This is a genomic window from Chitinolyticbacter meiyuanensis (assembly GCF_008033135.1).
GTDB lineage: Bacteria > Pseudomonadota > Gammaproteobacteria > Burkholderiales > Chitinibacteraceae > Chitinolyticbacter > Chitinolyticbacter meiyuanensis.
In genome coordinates this window covers 1,688,592-1,702,324 of the sequence record NZ_CP041335.1, presented here as the reverse complement: position 1 = coordinate 1,702,324, position 13,733 = coordinate 1,688,592, and the positions used below count along the sequence as shown (strand labels likewise).

At 64.5% G+C, this 13,733-nt stretch carries 17 protein-coding genes and 2 tRNA genes; 10 read left to right on the top strand and 9 right to left on the bottom strand.

Annotated features, from left to right (window positions below; all coding sequences use genetic code 11):
• Positions 1-5: 5 nt before the first annotated feature.
• From FLM21_RS08325 to FLM21_RS08310, 4 genes are all read right to left on the bottom strand, one after another.
• Positions 6-242 carry a putative signal transducing protein gene (locus tag FLM21_RS08325; RefSeq protein ID WP_148715132.1) on the bottom strand — a complete coding sequence of 79 codons (237 nt, stop codon included), beginning with the start codon at positions 240-242 and terminating at the stop codon, positions 6-8.
• Positions 243-290: 48 nt separating this feature from the next.
• Positions 291-518, bottom strand: coding sequence for a glycine zipper 2TM domain-containing protein (locus tag FLM21_RS08320; RefSeq protein WP_148715131.1), 228 nt, complete (start codon positions 516-518; stop codon positions 291-293).
• A 102-nt stretch (positions 519-620) separates the two neighbouring features.
• Positions 621-941 carry a nucleotide pyrophosphohydrolase gene (locus FLM21_RS08315; protein WP_444542103.1) on the bottom strand — a complete coding sequence of 107 codons (321 nt, stop codon included), beginning with the start codon at positions 939-941 and terminating at the stop codon, positions 621-623.
• A 55-nt stretch (positions 942-996) separates the two neighbouring features.
• Complete coding sequence (locus FLM21_RS08310; RefSeq protein WP_148715129.1) at positions 997-1,596, bottom strand: Ivy family c-type lysozyme inhibitor; 600 nt, start codon at positions 1,594-1,596, stop codon at positions 997-999.
• Between the two features lie 145 nt (positions 1,597-1,741).
• On the opposite strand from FLM21_RS08310, the gene FLM21_RS08305 reads away from it, so the two are divergent.
• Both FLM21_RS08305 and FLM21_RS08300 read left to right on the top strand, forming a co-directional pair.
• Entirely contained in the window at positions 1,742-2,587 is an 846-nt protein-coding gene (locus FLM21_RS08305; RefSeq protein ID WP_148715128.1) for a 23S rRNA (adenine(2030)-N(6))-methyltransferase RlmJ, read from the top strand.
• A 64-nt stretch (positions 2,588-2,651) separates the two neighbouring features.
• Positions 2,652-3,581 carry an autotransporter domain-containing protein gene (locus tag FLM21_RS08300; protein ID WP_148715127.1) on the top strand — a complete coding sequence of 310 codons (930 nt, stop codon included), beginning with the start codon at positions 2,652-2,654 and terminating at the stop codon, positions 3,579-3,581.
• Between the two features lie 7 nt (positions 3,582-3,588).
• Here FLM21_RS08300 and FLM21_RS08295 read toward each other — a convergent pair whose 3' ends face one another.
• Together FLM21_RS08295 and FLM21_RS08290 are read right to left on the bottom strand one after the other, a co-directional pair.
• Entirely contained in the window at positions 3,589-4,002 is a 414-nt protein-coding gene (locus FLM21_RS08295; protein WP_148715126.1) for a cupin domain-containing protein, read from the bottom strand.
• Between the two features lie 106 nt (positions 4,003-4,108).
• Entirely contained in the window at positions 4,109-4,315 is a 207-nt protein-coding gene (locus FLM21_RS08290; protein ID WP_148715125.1) for a DUF1289 domain-containing protein, read from the bottom strand.
• A gap of 159 nt (positions 4,316-4,474) precedes the next feature.
• Here FLM21_RS08290 and FLM21_RS08285 point away from each other — a divergent pair, with 159 nt between their 5' ends.
• The 4 genes from FLM21_RS08285 to FLM21_RS08270 all read left to right on the top strand — a co-directional run bounded on the left by FLM21_RS08285 (position 4,475) and on the right by FLM21_RS08270 (position 8,033).
• Positions 4,475-5,290: a UDP-2,3-diacylglucosamine diphosphatase gene (locus FLM21_RS08285; protein WP_148715124.1), complete on the top strand. Its 816-nt coding sequence runs from the start codon at positions 4,475-4,477 to the stop codon at positions 5,288-5,290.
• Positions 5,287-6,330 carry a glycosyltransferase family 4 protein gene (locus FLM21_RS08280; RefSeq protein ID WP_148715123.1) on the top strand — a complete coding sequence of 348 codons (1,044 nt, stop codon included), beginning with the start codon at positions 5,287-5,289 and terminating at the stop codon, positions 6,328-6,330. Before FLM21_RS08285 ends, FLM21_RS08280 begins: the two co-directional genes overlap by 4 nt.
• 126 nt (positions 6,331-6,456) lie before the next feature.
• Positions 6,457-7,299, top strand: a complete 843-nt coding sequence (locus FLM21_RS08275) for a M90 family metallopeptidase (RefSeq protein WP_148715122.1) — start codon at positions 6,457-6,459, stop codon at positions 7,297-7,299.
• The gene (locus tag FLM21_RS08270; RefSeq protein ID WP_148715121.1) at positions 7,290-8,033 is read left to right on the top strand and encodes a class I SAM-dependent methyltransferase; all 744 of its coding nucleotides are present in this window, start codon (positions 7,290-7,292) and stop codon (positions 8,031-8,033) included. The genes FLM21_RS08275 and FLM21_RS08270 overlap by 10 nt, the downstream gene beginning before the upstream one ends.
• A gap of 96 nt (positions 8,034-8,129) precedes the next feature.
• Here FLM21_RS08270 and FLM21_RS08265 read toward each other — a convergent pair.
• Positions 8,130-8,205: transfer RNA gene (locus FLM21_RS08265), tRNA-Asn, on the bottom strand.
• Positions 8,206-8,259: 54 nt separating this feature from the next.
• A tRNA-Asn gene (locus FLM21_RS08260) sits at positions 8,260-8,335 on the bottom strand.
• 84 nt (positions 8,336-8,419) lie between these two features.
• Between FLM21_RS08260 and FLM21_RS08255 the strand changes: the two genes are divergently transcribed.
• The 4 genes from FLM21_RS08255 (at position 8,420) to FLM21_RS08240 (ending at position 12,592) form a co-directional block, all read left to right on the top strand.
• The gene (locus FLM21_RS08255) at positions 8,420-9,679 is read left to right on the top strand and encodes an AsmA family protein (RefSeq protein ID WP_148715120.1); all 1,260 of its coding nucleotides are present in this window, start codon (positions 8,420-8,422) and stop codon (positions 9,677-9,679) included.
• A gap of 101 nt (positions 9,680-9,780) precedes the next feature.
• Positions 9,781-10,809 carry a CAF17-like 4Fe-4S cluster assembly/insertion protein YgfZ gene (gene ygfZ / locus FLM21_RS08250; RefSeq protein ID WP_148715119.1) on the top strand — a complete coding sequence of 343 codons (1,029 nt, stop codon included), beginning with the start codon at positions 9,781-9,783 and terminating at the stop codon, positions 10,807-10,809.
• Between the two features lie 102 nt (positions 10,810-10,911).
• Positions 10,912-11,700, top strand: coding sequence for an enoyl-ACP reductase FabI (locus FLM21_RS08245; protein ID WP_148715118.1), 789 nt, complete (start codon positions 10,912-10,914; stop codon positions 11,698-11,700).
• Between the two features lie 118 nt (positions 11,701-11,818).
• Entirely contained in the window at positions 11,819-12,592 is a 774-nt protein-coding gene (locus tag FLM21_RS08240) for a class II glutamine amidotransferase (RefSeq protein WP_148715117.1), read from the top strand.
• A 9-nt stretch (positions 12,593-12,601) separates the two neighbouring features.
• Here the strand turns inward: FLM21_RS08240 and FLM21_RS08235 are convergent, their stop codons facing one another.
• On the bottom strand, positions 12,602-13,702 hold the full coding sequence (locus FLM21_RS08235; RefSeq protein WP_148715116.1) for a hypothetical protein: 1,101 nt from the start codon (positions 13,700-13,702) through the stop codon (positions 12,602-12,604).
• Between the last annotated feature and the right edge of the window lie 31 nt (positions 13,703-13,733).

Sequence of the window (13,733 nt, the reverse complement as noted above, 5' to 3'; positions counted from 1 at the left end):
ATCGATCAGGCGTAGCCTTCGTCCGGCAGCGGCTCGGCCGCTTGCCATTCGGCGATCACCCGCCGTGCCACGTTCACATCCTCGTCCTCGACCCAGATCGCAACCAACCCCGTCACCGGCAGCTCGCCCAGAGCGCCAGTCAGGTATTCGCCGCGCAGCTCGCAGGGGATGCGGCTGGCCTGCAGCCAATGCCGCACCAGATGCGCTTCGATGGCATTTTCTGCCTGGAATACACGCTGCATGGCCGATTTCCGATGACGGAGTCGTTACAGCGTAGCCCAGCGTGCCGCTCAGCGCTTTTTCTTCGAAGGCTGGGTGGTTTCGTGGCCGATCACGCCACCGACGGCCGCGCCGCCCACAGTGCCGAGCACGCTGCCATCGGTGAGGATGGAGCCCAGCACGCCACCGGCAGTGGCGCCGATGGCGGTGTTGCGCTGGGTTTCGCTCATGCTGGCGCAGCCACTGGCCAGCAGGGTAACGGCGGCCAGGCAAGCCAGGCGGGAAGCAAGATGCGTCATGATGATTCTCCTGTTGTCGCCAGTGTGCCCGGCTGTGAACAGGAGACTAAGCCAACGTGGCAGCCAGCCCCAGTGGCGCGCGCAACAACGCCTGCGTAAAAGTTAACGTTCGGGGGCCGGATACTTGCGGGCGTTCTTGATCATCTTGTCGGCAATGGCAGCCTCGACGTCGACACTCAGCACATCGGCAAGACGCAGCATGTAGATCAGCACGTCGGCCATCTCTTCCTCAACCGGCACGCGGCGGGCAGGATCTGCGGCGATGGCCTGCGCCTCTTCGGGCGTGAGCCACTGGAAGTGCTCGACCAGCTCGGCCATTTCCACCGACATGGCCATCACCAGGTTCTTGGGCGTGTGGTAACGCTCCCAGTCGCGGGCGCGGGCAAAATCACGAATCTGGGCGGTCAGCTGTTGCAGGTCCACGGCATCCATCCAATTGCAAAACGCGCATCGTGGACCAGCCACCGTGCTCACGCAATCAAACGCTGCCAACGTTGGAGACGAAGGTCCGCACATCCTTGGGCTTGGCGAGCGGCTCGCCGGGGCTGGCATACACGGTGAGCTTGCCGCGCTCGACGAGCCCCACCTCCAGCCGCCTGGCCTTGCTGTCGATCAGCAAGTAGGCCGCATCGGCCCCGCCCTGATGCGGCTTGTTGCCAGTCACATAGAGCACGCCGTCCTTCTGCAGCGGCCCCTGCGTGACCATGTTGCCGCGGAAGGCATCGAGCTTATCGCCCAGCAGCGCCTTGAGCTCCGGCATGATGGGGCTGACCTCGGTGTAGAGGCCGATATCGCGCGGATACTGGCCAACCATCGCATCGAGCCGGCTCCAGTCATCACCGACCAGCTTCTTGGCGCCCTCCTTCAGCTTTTCGCCGTGTTCCTTCACCTGCGCCGCCACCGCGCTGGCATCCAGCCCGGAATCGGCAATCACCGCGCTGGCCTGCGCCTTCATTTCATCGATGGCGGCACGGGTGCCCTGCTCGACCGCGTTGTCGACCTGCTGCTTGGCAGTTTCGACTGCGCGATCGCAACCGGCCAGCGCCAGCAAGGCCGTCAGGATTAAGGCTGTACGCATCGTCATGCTCCTGGATGAGGTTGTTGCATCTGATGGCTGCAATGCCATCCGGTTCCCGTAGTGCCGGCGGGCATTTTGCCGCGATCGCTGGCAAAGCGCCTGGCAGCGCGCTACGCTCTCGCCCTGCCCTTGCGATGTTCCCGCCATGCTCAGCTACCGCCATGCCTTCCACGCCGGCAATCATGCCGACGTCCTCAAGCACTTCCTGCTCGTCGAACTGCTGCACTACCTCAACCAGAAGGACAAACCCTACTGGTACATCGATACCCACGCCGGCGCCGGACTGTATGCGCTGACCGAGGGCTATGCGGCAAGGAATGCCGAGTTCGAGAGCGGCGTCGCACGCTTGTGGCAGGCGCCGGACCTGCCGGCGCCACTGGCGCGCTATGTCGACGCGGTTCGCGCCTTCAATCCGGCTGGCCAGCTTGCCTTCTACCCAGGCTCGCCGCTGGTGGCGCAACACGTGATGCGCGACAGCGACAAGCTGCGGCTGTTCGAGCTGCACCCCACCGACGGCAAGCTGCTTGCTGACAACGTCGCCACGCTCGGCCGCCAGGCGCAATGGCAACAGGCGGACGGCTTTGCCGGCATCAAGGCAGTATTGCCGCCGCCGCCGCGCCGCGCGCTGACGCTGATCGATCCGCCGTACGAGGATAAAGCCGATTACCGCCGCGTGGTCCAGGCCATGGAAGAAGCGCTGCGCCGCTTCGCCACCGGCAGCTACGCCATCTGGTATCCCTGCCTGCAACGCGAGGAAGCGCGTGCACTGCCACAGCAGCTGAAGAAACTGCCGGCCAAGGGCTGGCTGCAAGCCGAGCTGTACGTGCAAGGCCCCTCGAGCGACGGCTTCGGCATGCACGGCAGCGGCATGTTCATCGTGAACCCGCCCTATACCCTGCACGCCACGCTGGCCGAGGTGCTGCCCTACCTCCTCGGGCGGCTGGGCCAGGATGGTGGCGCCCGATTTGTACTGGAGCAACACAGCACCTGAACCGCTCAGCGCGCGCGCGCGGCATCGAATAGACTGGCTGCGTCACCGACTCCATGCACCAGTCATGCTCCGCTATCTGATCGCCCTGCCACTGGTGCTCAGCGCCACCGTCACCCATGCTGGCCCGTTCCAGGTGGTGAAGGGCAACCTGACCGAGCGCGCCAACAGCATGCTGGCGCTGATGACCTATTCAACGACGCCGGATCTGACCTCCAGCTCGCTCTCGATCAGCGATACCGAGACCGGCAACCCGGACATCACGATGAGCCAGCTCGGCGGCGGCTTCACCATCAGCAAGGAAACGCCGCTCTATCTGGAAGGCGCCATCGCCTACAGTCGGTACGATCCGCAGTTCGTGGTGAGCAACGGCACCGAAACGCGCGATATCCGGACCAAGTGGACCAGTATTTCGGGGACCGGCGGCATCGGCTGGGATTTTCCCATCGCCGACGAGTGGGTGATCCGGCCGATCTTCAACTTCGCGCTCGGCTACATGAGCAGCGACCTCAATACCGCACATTGGTATCTGGAGCATGAAACCGGGCGGGACATCCGCTTTCTCGACGGCGGCGACATGAGCGCCGGCGGCGTCGGCGGCTCGCTGATGCTGGACTGGGAGCACTACCGCCCCGATTACGAGATCGACCTGGAGCTGCGCTACAGCTACATCTATCTGGAAAACCTCGGCCACGACAAGGTGATCAATGGCCATGCGGAGGGCCAGACCGCCAACCTGTGGGCGCGCTGGCGCGCGCCGACCGGCCTGACGGTGATGCAACGGCCGTTGCGTTACGTGCTCGAGGTCTCGCACTCGGAATACCTGGGTGACCAGGCCGGGGTACTGGGCTTCGAGCGGCTGTCCACGCTCGGCGCCGGCATCGAATTCGATTCGTCCGCCTACGACATCATCATCACCCGCACCCGACTGGTGCTGCGCCATGTGATGGGCGACAACGTCTCCGGCTTTTCACTCGGCTTCGCCGTGAGCTTCTGAGCGCCACTCAACGCGGCGGATTCGCGGCAAACCAGTCGACGATGGCCGGCATGTCCGCCTCGAAGCCGCCAGGAATGTAGAAGTTGAGCACGCCGGCCCGCTGCTCGCCGCGGTTGGCGAAATCGTGCGTGACGCCCGCAGGGATGCGCACGAAGCTGCCCGGCCCGGCCTCGAACCAGGCCTCGCCTGCGAGAAAGCTCATCGTGCCGCCGATCACGTAGAACACGTCGTCGTTGGCGTCATGCCGGTGCGCGCCCGGCCCTTCGGTGTGCGGCTCCAGCCACCATTCAGAGATCGAATAGCGATCCACCGTTTCCTCGCCATCGGCGAGGAACCGTGCCTGCATCCGCCCCATCGCGTAGTGGCGACCACCACCCGGCGGCAACACGATCACGCTATCCGGCCGTTCTGCCTGCGCCATATGCAGTCCTCCTCAGGAAGACCTCACGATAGCGCGCACCACCGCGCATCCCGATGACATGCGACGGGCGGATAAGCGCTCTCCGCCCGATCAACGCACGGCATCCTCAACGGGCCAGCCACGGCGGCGGCAAGCCCTGCGCCGCCCAGTGCGCCTCCAGCCGCAGCCAGACGGCATCCTTTTCCGCATCGGACAGGAACACCCAGTTGGCGACCTCAAAGAACGTGCGCCCGCAACCCATGCACACCTCGTCGCCCAGCGCGGTGGAACACAAGGCAACGCAGGGGGAATCAGGGCGGGGGAACTGGGACATCGGGCAACTCCGGAAGCGAGCCGCGACTATCGCCGCAGCCCCGGCGGCTGTCAATCTCGTGACGGCGATGTTGCATGTCATTGATTGGAAAAAAAACTTTCGCTGGAACGTCATATTGCGGCGGCATGATGCGCGGCATGAGACGACGGATGAGCTGCCATGAGTGACCCCACCCTCAAGTTCCGCAGCATCTGGATTTCTGACGTGCATCTGGGCACCTCCGGCTGCCAAGCGGACTATCTGCTCGACTTCCTCAAGCACACCGAGTGCGACTACCTCTATCTCGTTGGCGACATCATCGACGGTTGGGCGCTCAAGCGCAGCTGGTTCTGGCACCAGAGCCACAACGACGTGATCCAGAAGGTACTGCGCAAGGCCCGCAAGGGTACGCACGTGATCTATATCCCCGGCAACCACGACGAAGGCGCGCGCCAGTTTCTCGGCCTGATGTTCGGCGACATCCGCATCGAGGACGAGGTCACCCATACCACCGCCGACGGTCGCCGCTTCCTGGTGCTGCATGGCGACCGCTTCGACGGCGTGGTGCAGTGCGCTAAGTGGCTGGCCATCGTCGGCGACCGCGCCTACGGCGTCACGCTCAAGCTCAACCACTGGTTCAACCGCCTGCGCGCCCGGCTCGGGCTGGGCTACTGGTCGCTGTCGCAATACCTCAAGCACAAGGTGAAGACCGCGGTGAACTTCGTCACAGACTTCGAGGAAGCCGTCGCCGCCGAGGCCAAGTCCCGCGGGCTCGATGGCGTGATCTGCGGCCATATCCACAAGGCCGAGATGCGCGACATCAACGGCGTGCTCTATTGCAACGATGGCGACTGGGTGGAAAGCCTCACCGCGCTCGTCGAGCTGCCCACCGGCGAGCTGCGCATCGTCACCTGGCAGAAGTATTTCGCCGAACAGTCGGCACAGATCGCCGAACTCAGCCTACTCTCCCCCGCGCTGCAAGGAGCCGCCGCATGAAGATCCTCATCGTCACCGACGCCTGGGAACCGCAGGTCAACGGCGTGGTGCGCACGCTCAAGCAGACCCGGCACGAGCTCGGGCTGATGGGCCACACGGTGGAATTGATCACGCCGCAGGAATTCAAGACCTTCCCCTGCCCCACCTATCCGGAGATCCGGCTGTCGTGGCGGCCAGGGCACAAGATCGCCCAGCGCATTGAAACGTTCGCGCCCGATGCCATCCATATCGCCACCGAAGGGCCGTTGGGCCTGGCGGCACGCAAATACTGCATCAAGCGCAAGCTGCCGTTCACCACCGCCTACCACTCACGCTTCCCCGAATACGTGAACCTGCGCTTTGGCATTCCGGTGAGCTGGACCTACGCCTGGCTCGCCCGCTTTCACAATGCCGCGGAAGCCACGATGGCTCCGACCCGCGTGGTGGTCGACGACCTGAAGGCGCGCGGCTTCACCAAGACCGTGATGTGGGGCCGCGGCGTGAACCTTGAGCTGTTCAAGCCGAGCTCGCGGGAGCGGCTGCAGACGCGCAAGCCGATTTTCGTCTATGTCGGCCGGGTCGCGGTCGAGAAGAATGTCGAGGCCTTCCTCGCGCTTGAATTGCCAGGCTCCAAGTGGGTCTGTGGTGATGGCCCCGCCGCCGCCACGCTGCGCGCCAAGTATGCCGACGTGAACTGGCTGGGCGTGCTGAATCAGCAGGAGCTCGCCGAGGTCTACAACGCGGCCGACGTGTTCGTGTTCCCCAGCAAGACCGATACCTTCGGCCTCGTGTTGCTGGAGGCCATGGCCTGCGGCTGCCCGGTGGCCGCCTACCCGGTGACCGGCCCCATCGATGTGATCGGTACCGATGGCCCGGGCGCGCTGCAGCACGACCTCAAGGCTGCCTGCCTTGCCGCGCTGGACATTGATCGCGGCGAGGTACGCCGCTTCGCCGAGCGCTACTCGTGGGCGGCGGCCAGCCGGCAGTTCCTGTCGCACCTGCACCCGTTCACGCCGCACGCACAGGCTGAGTCACGGCTGGCCAGCGAAGCGGCTGGCTGACAGGGCAGGTTGGCTGATTTCAAGGGGCTGCGCGGTCGTCGCAGCCTGTCGGCCCATCCGCTTGATTAAAAGCTTACGGCGCCCATATCCTCGTCACGACGCCGTGTCGTGCACCTGGATGTGCTCATGTTCGGACTGTTCCGCGCCCAGCGCCGCAAGCGCCATCTCGCCGCCAACCCCATACCGGATGCGCTGTGGCGCGAGGCGATGTCCATGCCGCTGTTCATCGGCCTGACCGGCGACGAGCGCGCCCGGTTGCGCGAACAGGCCGCGTGGTTCCTGCACCAGAAGACGATCACGCCGTTGCATGGCCTGGAACTCGACGACCAAGCGCGCGTCATCCTCGCCGCGCAAGCGGTGCTGCCCATCCTCAATCTGGGCTTCGATGCTTACGACGATTGGCATGAAGTGGTGCTCTACCCCGGCCAGTTCCTCACCCGCGATCGTTACACCGACGCCATCGGCGTGGTGCACGAAGGCGAGCAGATCCTGGCCGGCCAAGCCCGGCCAGAAGGCCCGGTGCTGCTGTCCTGGCTCGACGTCTCGCAATCGGCATGGCTCGATGGCTGGAACGTGGTGATTCACGAGCTCGCGCACAAGCTCGACATGCGAGGCAGCGGCGGCCATGCCAACGGCCGGCCACTGCTGCACAAGGGGATGGACGCCGAGGCTTGGAAGCAGGCATTCTCCGCAGCCTTCGCGCAGTTGAACGGCCTTGCCGACTTCAACCGCTACAGCCCGATCGATCTCTATGCCGCCGAAAATCCGGCAGAGTGCTTTGCGGTGTTTTCCGAATACTTCTTCGAAACGCCCCATGCGGTCGCCGACCACTACCCCGCCATCTACGAGCAATTGAAACAGTTCTACCAGCAAGACCCGCTCGCCCGCCTGCCGCGCGTGCGTTACAGGCCCGCGTTCGAGCCAGTCGAGTTCGGCCCCGTCATCCCGACGCCCACGCCATGGCAATAGGCATCGTCACCGCCGGCAGCGACAGCGCGCTTGCGCTCGCCACGCGGTTCGGCCTCGCGCCGTTGGCCAGCGTACCTGGCCGCGATGCCTACCTCGTCTGGGAAGACGATCATCTGGCACTGGCCACCGCGGGTGACAAGGCGCGGGTCTGGGTGGACTTCGTCGGGGGTGCGCAAGGCCACCGCCGCAAGCATGGCGGTGGTCGCGGTCAGCCGGTGGCACGCGCGGTCGGCCTCAAGCCCGATTACCACCCCCGCGTGCTGGACCTCACTGCCGGCCTCGCCCGCGATGCCTTCGTGCTCGCCAGCCTCGGCTGCACGCTGACACTGCTGGAACGCTCGCCCATCGCCTGCGCGCTGGTCGCCGACGGTCTGGCCCGCGCAGCCACCGATCCGGAGACTGCCGACATTGCCGCCCGCATGACGCTGATCCACACCGATGCCCGCGATTGGTTGGCGCGCAGCACGGAGCATTGGGACGTGGTATTCGTCGATCCGATGTTCCCGGAGCCTGGCAAGCGCGCCAAGCCGAAGAAGGACATGGCAGCATTCCAGGCACTGATCGGTGCCGACGAGGATGCGGATGCGCTGCTGCCGCTGGCGCGCGCCCATGCCACGCGCCGGATCGTGGTGAAGCGGCCGCGCATCGCCCCGTGGCTCGCGGCGGAAAAACCAGCCTTTGCCTTCGACGGCGAGAGCACCCGTTTCGACGCCTATCTGCCGATTGCCGGCTGAGCCTGCCCCTTGCCAAGCGTAAGCTGACACGGCTAGGCTTAGCCCGATTTGCAACGCAAACGAAAAAGCCGCCATGCAGTGCATGGCGGCTTGATCTGGCTCCCCGACCTGGGCTCGAACCAGGGACACACGGATTAACAGTCCGTTGCTCTACCGACTGAGCTATCGGGGAATATTCGGTATCTGCTGCAATGAATTTGCCGTAAAGCAAATCCGGGAATTCGGTTGGCTCCCCGACCTGGGCTCGAACCAGGGACACACGGATTAACAGTCCGTTGCTCTACCGACTGAGCTATCGGGGAATCGGTGAGGTGCGTATAATAGGTAGCCCTCGAATTCGTGTCAACTCGAATCGACAATAAAAACGACGTTCAGTGGAGGAACCCTTGGGAAAGCTGAAAATACTGTTGGGCACGTTGCTGGTGCTGGTGCTGGTCGTTGCCGCACTGCCCCTGCTGATTCCCGCCAACCTGTTCAGTGACCCGGTGGTTGCCATGGGGCAGAAAATGACCCACGGCAAGTTCGAGGTCCGCAAGGTTGCGTTCGAGTACTACCCCAAGCCGGCCGTGGTGCTGCAGGACGTGGTGCTGGAGCAGGCCGAGCGCGCCAGCATCGAGCGCATCCTGATTCCGCTGAATGCCAAGAACCTGCTGGCCTGGGGTGAGACGTTGCAGGGCATCACCATCGAAGGCGGCCGCTTCAGCCCCGACTACGCCACCCAGCTGCCGCAAAAGTTGAGGCCCGAACCGGGTACGCCCCGGCTGACCACGCTGGAGCTCGAACGTACCAGCATCGTGCTCGGCAAGAGCCAGCTGGGCCCGGTGAACGGCACGCTGAAGTTCGGCCCCGGCGGCGAGCTCACCGAGCTGCAGATCAAGGACAACTCCGGCCAGCTGGAACTCCTGGTGCAGCCGCATGGCGAGGGCCAGTTCGCTGCCCAGCTCAACGCCACCGGCTGGGAACTGCCGCTCGGCTACCCCGCCAAGTTCGACTTCCTGCGGCTCAAAGGCATCGCCCACGCCAACGGCATCGATATCGAGGAAGTGCGTGGTGACCTCTACGGCGGCGTGATCACCGGCTCGGCCCAGCTAAGTTGGCAGGAAGGCTGGCAGTTGGCCGGCACGCTGCGGGGCAGCGGCATCCAGGCCGAATCGCTGAGCAAGGTGTTCAGCCGCAATACCTACGCCACTGGCCGGCTGGAAGCCGAGGCCCGGTTCGTCTACCAGGCCGATGATTACCACAAGTTGTTCGACAATGCTGGCGTTGATGCCACCTTGCTGGTGCGCGACGGCGTGCTGCACAACTTCGACCTGGTCACCCCGCTCAAGTCGTCGACCCCGGTCACCTACGCCCGCGGCGGCCAGACCCGCTTCGACACGGTGTCGGGCAAACTGGCGGTGCGTGGCAAGACGGTGCAGTTCTCCGGCATGAAGGTCGACGGCGGCAAGTTCACCGCCAGCGGTTATCTCACCGTCGGCGAAGGCCAGAAGATCAGTGGCGTGGTGGCGAGCCGCCTCGCCAGCGGCGCCATAGCCGTCAGCAACCAGATCCGCGTCGCCGGCACGCTGCCCGCGCCGGAATTCCGTACCGGCGCGGCCTTCCGGCCACGTGCAGGAGAGGAAACGCTGGCGGCCCCCGCCGAGTAACCGCCTCACCGGCAAATGCCCCGCCTTCGGGCGGGGCATTGCTTTTGGTGCGTCCAGCCTCATCTGAACCAGATCACCCCACCCTGCCTGGAACGTCGACGATGTCCCTGACCGACCTCTACACCGCCGCCGGAGCCCGCCTCGACGCAGCCGGCCACGTCACCGATTTCGGTGATGCCAATGGTGAACTCGCCGCACTGGAAACCACCACGGTGGTCACGCCACTGCCGCAATACACGCTGATCCGCTTCACTGGCGAGGAAAGTCAGTCCTTTCTCAATGGTCAGCTCTCCAGCGACGTCCGCATCGTCGGCGAAACCGATGCGCAGTACTCGAGTTATTCCACGCCCAAGGGCCGGATGCAGGCGAGCTTCCTGGTTTTGCGCGATGGCGAGGACTATCTGCTGCAGATCGCCAGCGATCTGCAGCCAGCGGTGCAAAAGCGCCTCTCCATGTTCATCCTGCGCAGCAACACCCGCGCCAGCGAGAGCGGCTGGCAGGCCTTCGGCGTGGCCGGCCCCGGCGCAGCCGAGCGAGTTCAAGCCGCCACCGGTGGCCTGCCCACGTCCCCCATGCAGGTATGGCATGGCGAGAACGTGAAGGTGATCGCACTGGAAGGCGCGCGTTACGAACTGCTGGTACCTGATGAGGCCGCCCACCCACTCTGGCAGGCCTTGCTCGCCGCAGGCTGCCGCCCAGTTGGCCCGGCCGTGTGGACCTTGACCGAGATCCGCGCCGGTAGCCCCTGGGTGACTCAGGCGACCTACGAGGAATTCGTGCCGCAGATGGCCAATCTGGAATTGATCGGCGGGGTGAGTTTCAAGAAGGGCTGCTATCCGGGGCAGGAAATCGTCGCCCGCACGCAGTATCTGGGCAAGCTCAAGCGCCGCGCGTTGCGCTTCCACGTCGAGGCGGCCGCGCAATCCGGACAGGATGTGTACAGCCCGGAAATGAACGGCCAAGCATCCGGCAAGGTGATGTTGGCCGCACCCGCACCGCAAGGCGGCAGCGAAGTGCTCGTGGTGGTACAGACAGCCTCACTGGAACACGGCTTGCACCTGGGTGCCGTCGATGGCCCGAAACTCGCGCCACTGCCGCTGCCCTACTCGCTGGAAGCTGAGCCCGCCTGAAGCAAATAAAACGAGTGTTTCGACAAAAACCCGGCCGTTGCCGGGTTTTTCCTTGGCGTTTCGCTATAATCGCGCGACGTTTTCGATAGCAAGGACGACTCCATGGGCTTTCTCGCCGGCAAAAAAATCCTGATCTGCGGTCTGCTGTCTGACCGTTCGATCGCCTACGGCATCGCTACGGCCTGCAAGCGCGAAGGCGCTGAACTCGCCTTCACCTATGTGAACGAAGACATGAAGGAGCGCGTGGCAAGGCTCGCCGCCGACTTCGATTCGACCATCGTACTGCCGTGTGACGTATCCAGCGACGAGCAGATCGATCAGTTGTTCGTCTCCCTCAAGCAACACTGGGATGGCCTTGATGGCTTGGTGCACTCGATCGCCTTCGCGCCGCGTGACGCGCTCAAGGGCGACTACCTCGATGCCGTGACCCGCGAGAACTTCCGCATCTCGCACGACATCAGCTCGTACAGCTTCGCTGCGCTCGCCAAGGCCGCACGCCCGATGCTGAACGCGAATGCCGGCCTCGTCACCCTCTCGTACCTCGGTGCTGAGCGCGCCATCCCGAACTACAACGTGATGGGCTTGGCCAAGGCCTCGCTGGAAGCCAACGTGCGCTTCATGGCCGCGTCGCTCGGCCCGGAAAAGGGCATTCGCGTCTACGGCATTTCGGCTGGCCCGATCAAGACCTTGGCCGCCGCCGGCATCGCTGGTTTCGGCAAGCTCTTGAAGGCTGCAGCAGACGCCACGCCGCTCAAGCGTAACGTCAGCCAGGAGGAGGTCGGCAATGTGGCCGCCTTCCTGATGTCGCCGCTGGCTTCGGGCATGACCGGCAACATCGTGCATGTCGACGCCGGCTATAGTACCGGTGCCTTGTCGCTCGGCGAGGAATAAGCAGCATCCGCAGCACGGAACGCCCGGCCCCGCCGGGCGTTTTGCATTGCGTTGCAATCGGCGATGCGCAGCTTCGCTACACTGGGAAACAGTGGACTTAGCCGGAGGTTCGCCACCGATGTGCCAGTTGCTGGGCATGAATTGCAACACCCCGACCGATATCGTGTTCTCGTTCGAAGGTTTCAGCCGCCGTGGTGGCGAGACCGACGAGCATGGTGACGGCTGGGGCATCGCCTTCTTCGAGGATGGCGGTTGCCGCGTCTTCCTCGACTACCTGCCCTCGAGCATTTCGCCAGTGGCAGAGCTGGTGAAGCGCTACCCGATCCAGAGCCGCAACGTGATCGCCCATATCCGCAAGGCCACGCAGGGCGCTGTCTCGCTGGCCAACACCCACCCATTCCAGCGCGAGCTGTGGGGGCGTTACTGGCTGTTCGCCCACAATGGCAACCTGACCGAACGGCCGGTACTCAACGGCGGGCGCTTCCACCCGGTCGGCACCACCGACAGCGAGCAGGCGTTCTGCTGGCTGCTCAACCGGCTGAGCGAACACTTCGATGCCCCGCCGCCGCTATCGCGGCTCTACGAAGTGCTGGCCGACTACGCCGGCCAGTTGTCGCAGGGTGGCACCTTCAATTTCCTGCTGTCGGATGGCCGCGCACTGTTCGCCCACTGCAGCACCGATCTGCACTACATCGTGCGCGAATCGCCGTTCTCCACCGCGCACCTGTCGGATGCCGATGTCACCATCGATTTCGCCGATTTGACCACGCCGCGCGATCGAGTCGCCGTGATTGCCACCAAGCCGTTGACTGACAACGAGCACTGGATCCGTATGGAAAACGGCGAACTGCTGTGCTTCATCGACGGCTCGCCGGTGCGCATGCCGGGCTGAACCCGGCATTCACTCGTCGTAGCTGTGCAGGCCCAATAGCGTGTAGACAGTGGGGTCGTAGTATTCGCCGCTCTCGTCGAGCTGCCTGAGCTGGAAAGCGAGCTTGTCAGGCGGCACCAGGCCCGCGACGAAACGGTCGCGCACCCGCTTCATCGTCACCACCTGGTTCACCAGGTGGGCACGGCGGGCATCGATTTCCTTCTTTTCCCGCCGGTGCGCACCGATCGACAACGACAGCCAGACGATCAGCAACCCCGCCGGCAACCACCATTCGGCAAACAGCGCGAAGAACGTCAGTCCGGACAACAGCAGATACCACACCTGGTCGGCTTGCTCGAAACCAGGTAGCAGCACCGACAGCGTGGGCCAGCGCCGCTTCAGCAAGCGGGCCAGCCGCGCGTGATCGGTGGAATCGCGCTTCTTGCGCGCGAGGGCGGCATCGAGCGCCAGCGCCACGTACCACTGGGTCACCACCGGGTTGTGCAACCAGGCGGTATCGAGATAGCTGCGCACCCGCGCGGCAAAGTCATCGCGAAACGCGTCGCTGGTGAGCGGCGGCACCGCATCGCTGTATGGGTCCTTCAACGCGTGCTGTACCAACAGCGGGTAGCCGGCGATCTCGGTCAGCGTGCGCCGCCGGCCTTCGAGCAAGCCTTCCGGCAACGGCAATTCCGGATGATCGAGCCGATAGTAGTGCTGCAGCAAGCCTTCGAGCCGGGTGAAATCCGGCTTGCGGCCCGGCTGCTCACGCAGCTGGCTGCGCAACGCGGCAAGCTCTTCGCGGATCGCTCCACCCAACGGCTGCATTTCCGGCACCCACGGCAAGGCGAGCATGGTCTCAACCTTGTAGAAGCTGTCCTCGAAGTGGCGGAAGTAGCCGTCGTGATAGCGTGCCAGCTCCTCGGCATCGCGTTGGGTATCGCCAGACACCAGCGGTGGCGTCGGCGGCGAGCGCTTGAGGTCGACCAGCACGCGGTTGACTACCGTCTCGATCTCGCCCGGCACGCCGGCGGTGGCAAACAGCGGCTCGAGCTCGTGGCGCTTGCTGCGCCAGTCCTCGAGCGCGCGCCACAGCGACCAGTCCGCCGGCCGCAACGCTTTGGCATTCATGACTCCCCCTTGCGCCTCTTGGCGGGCGCGT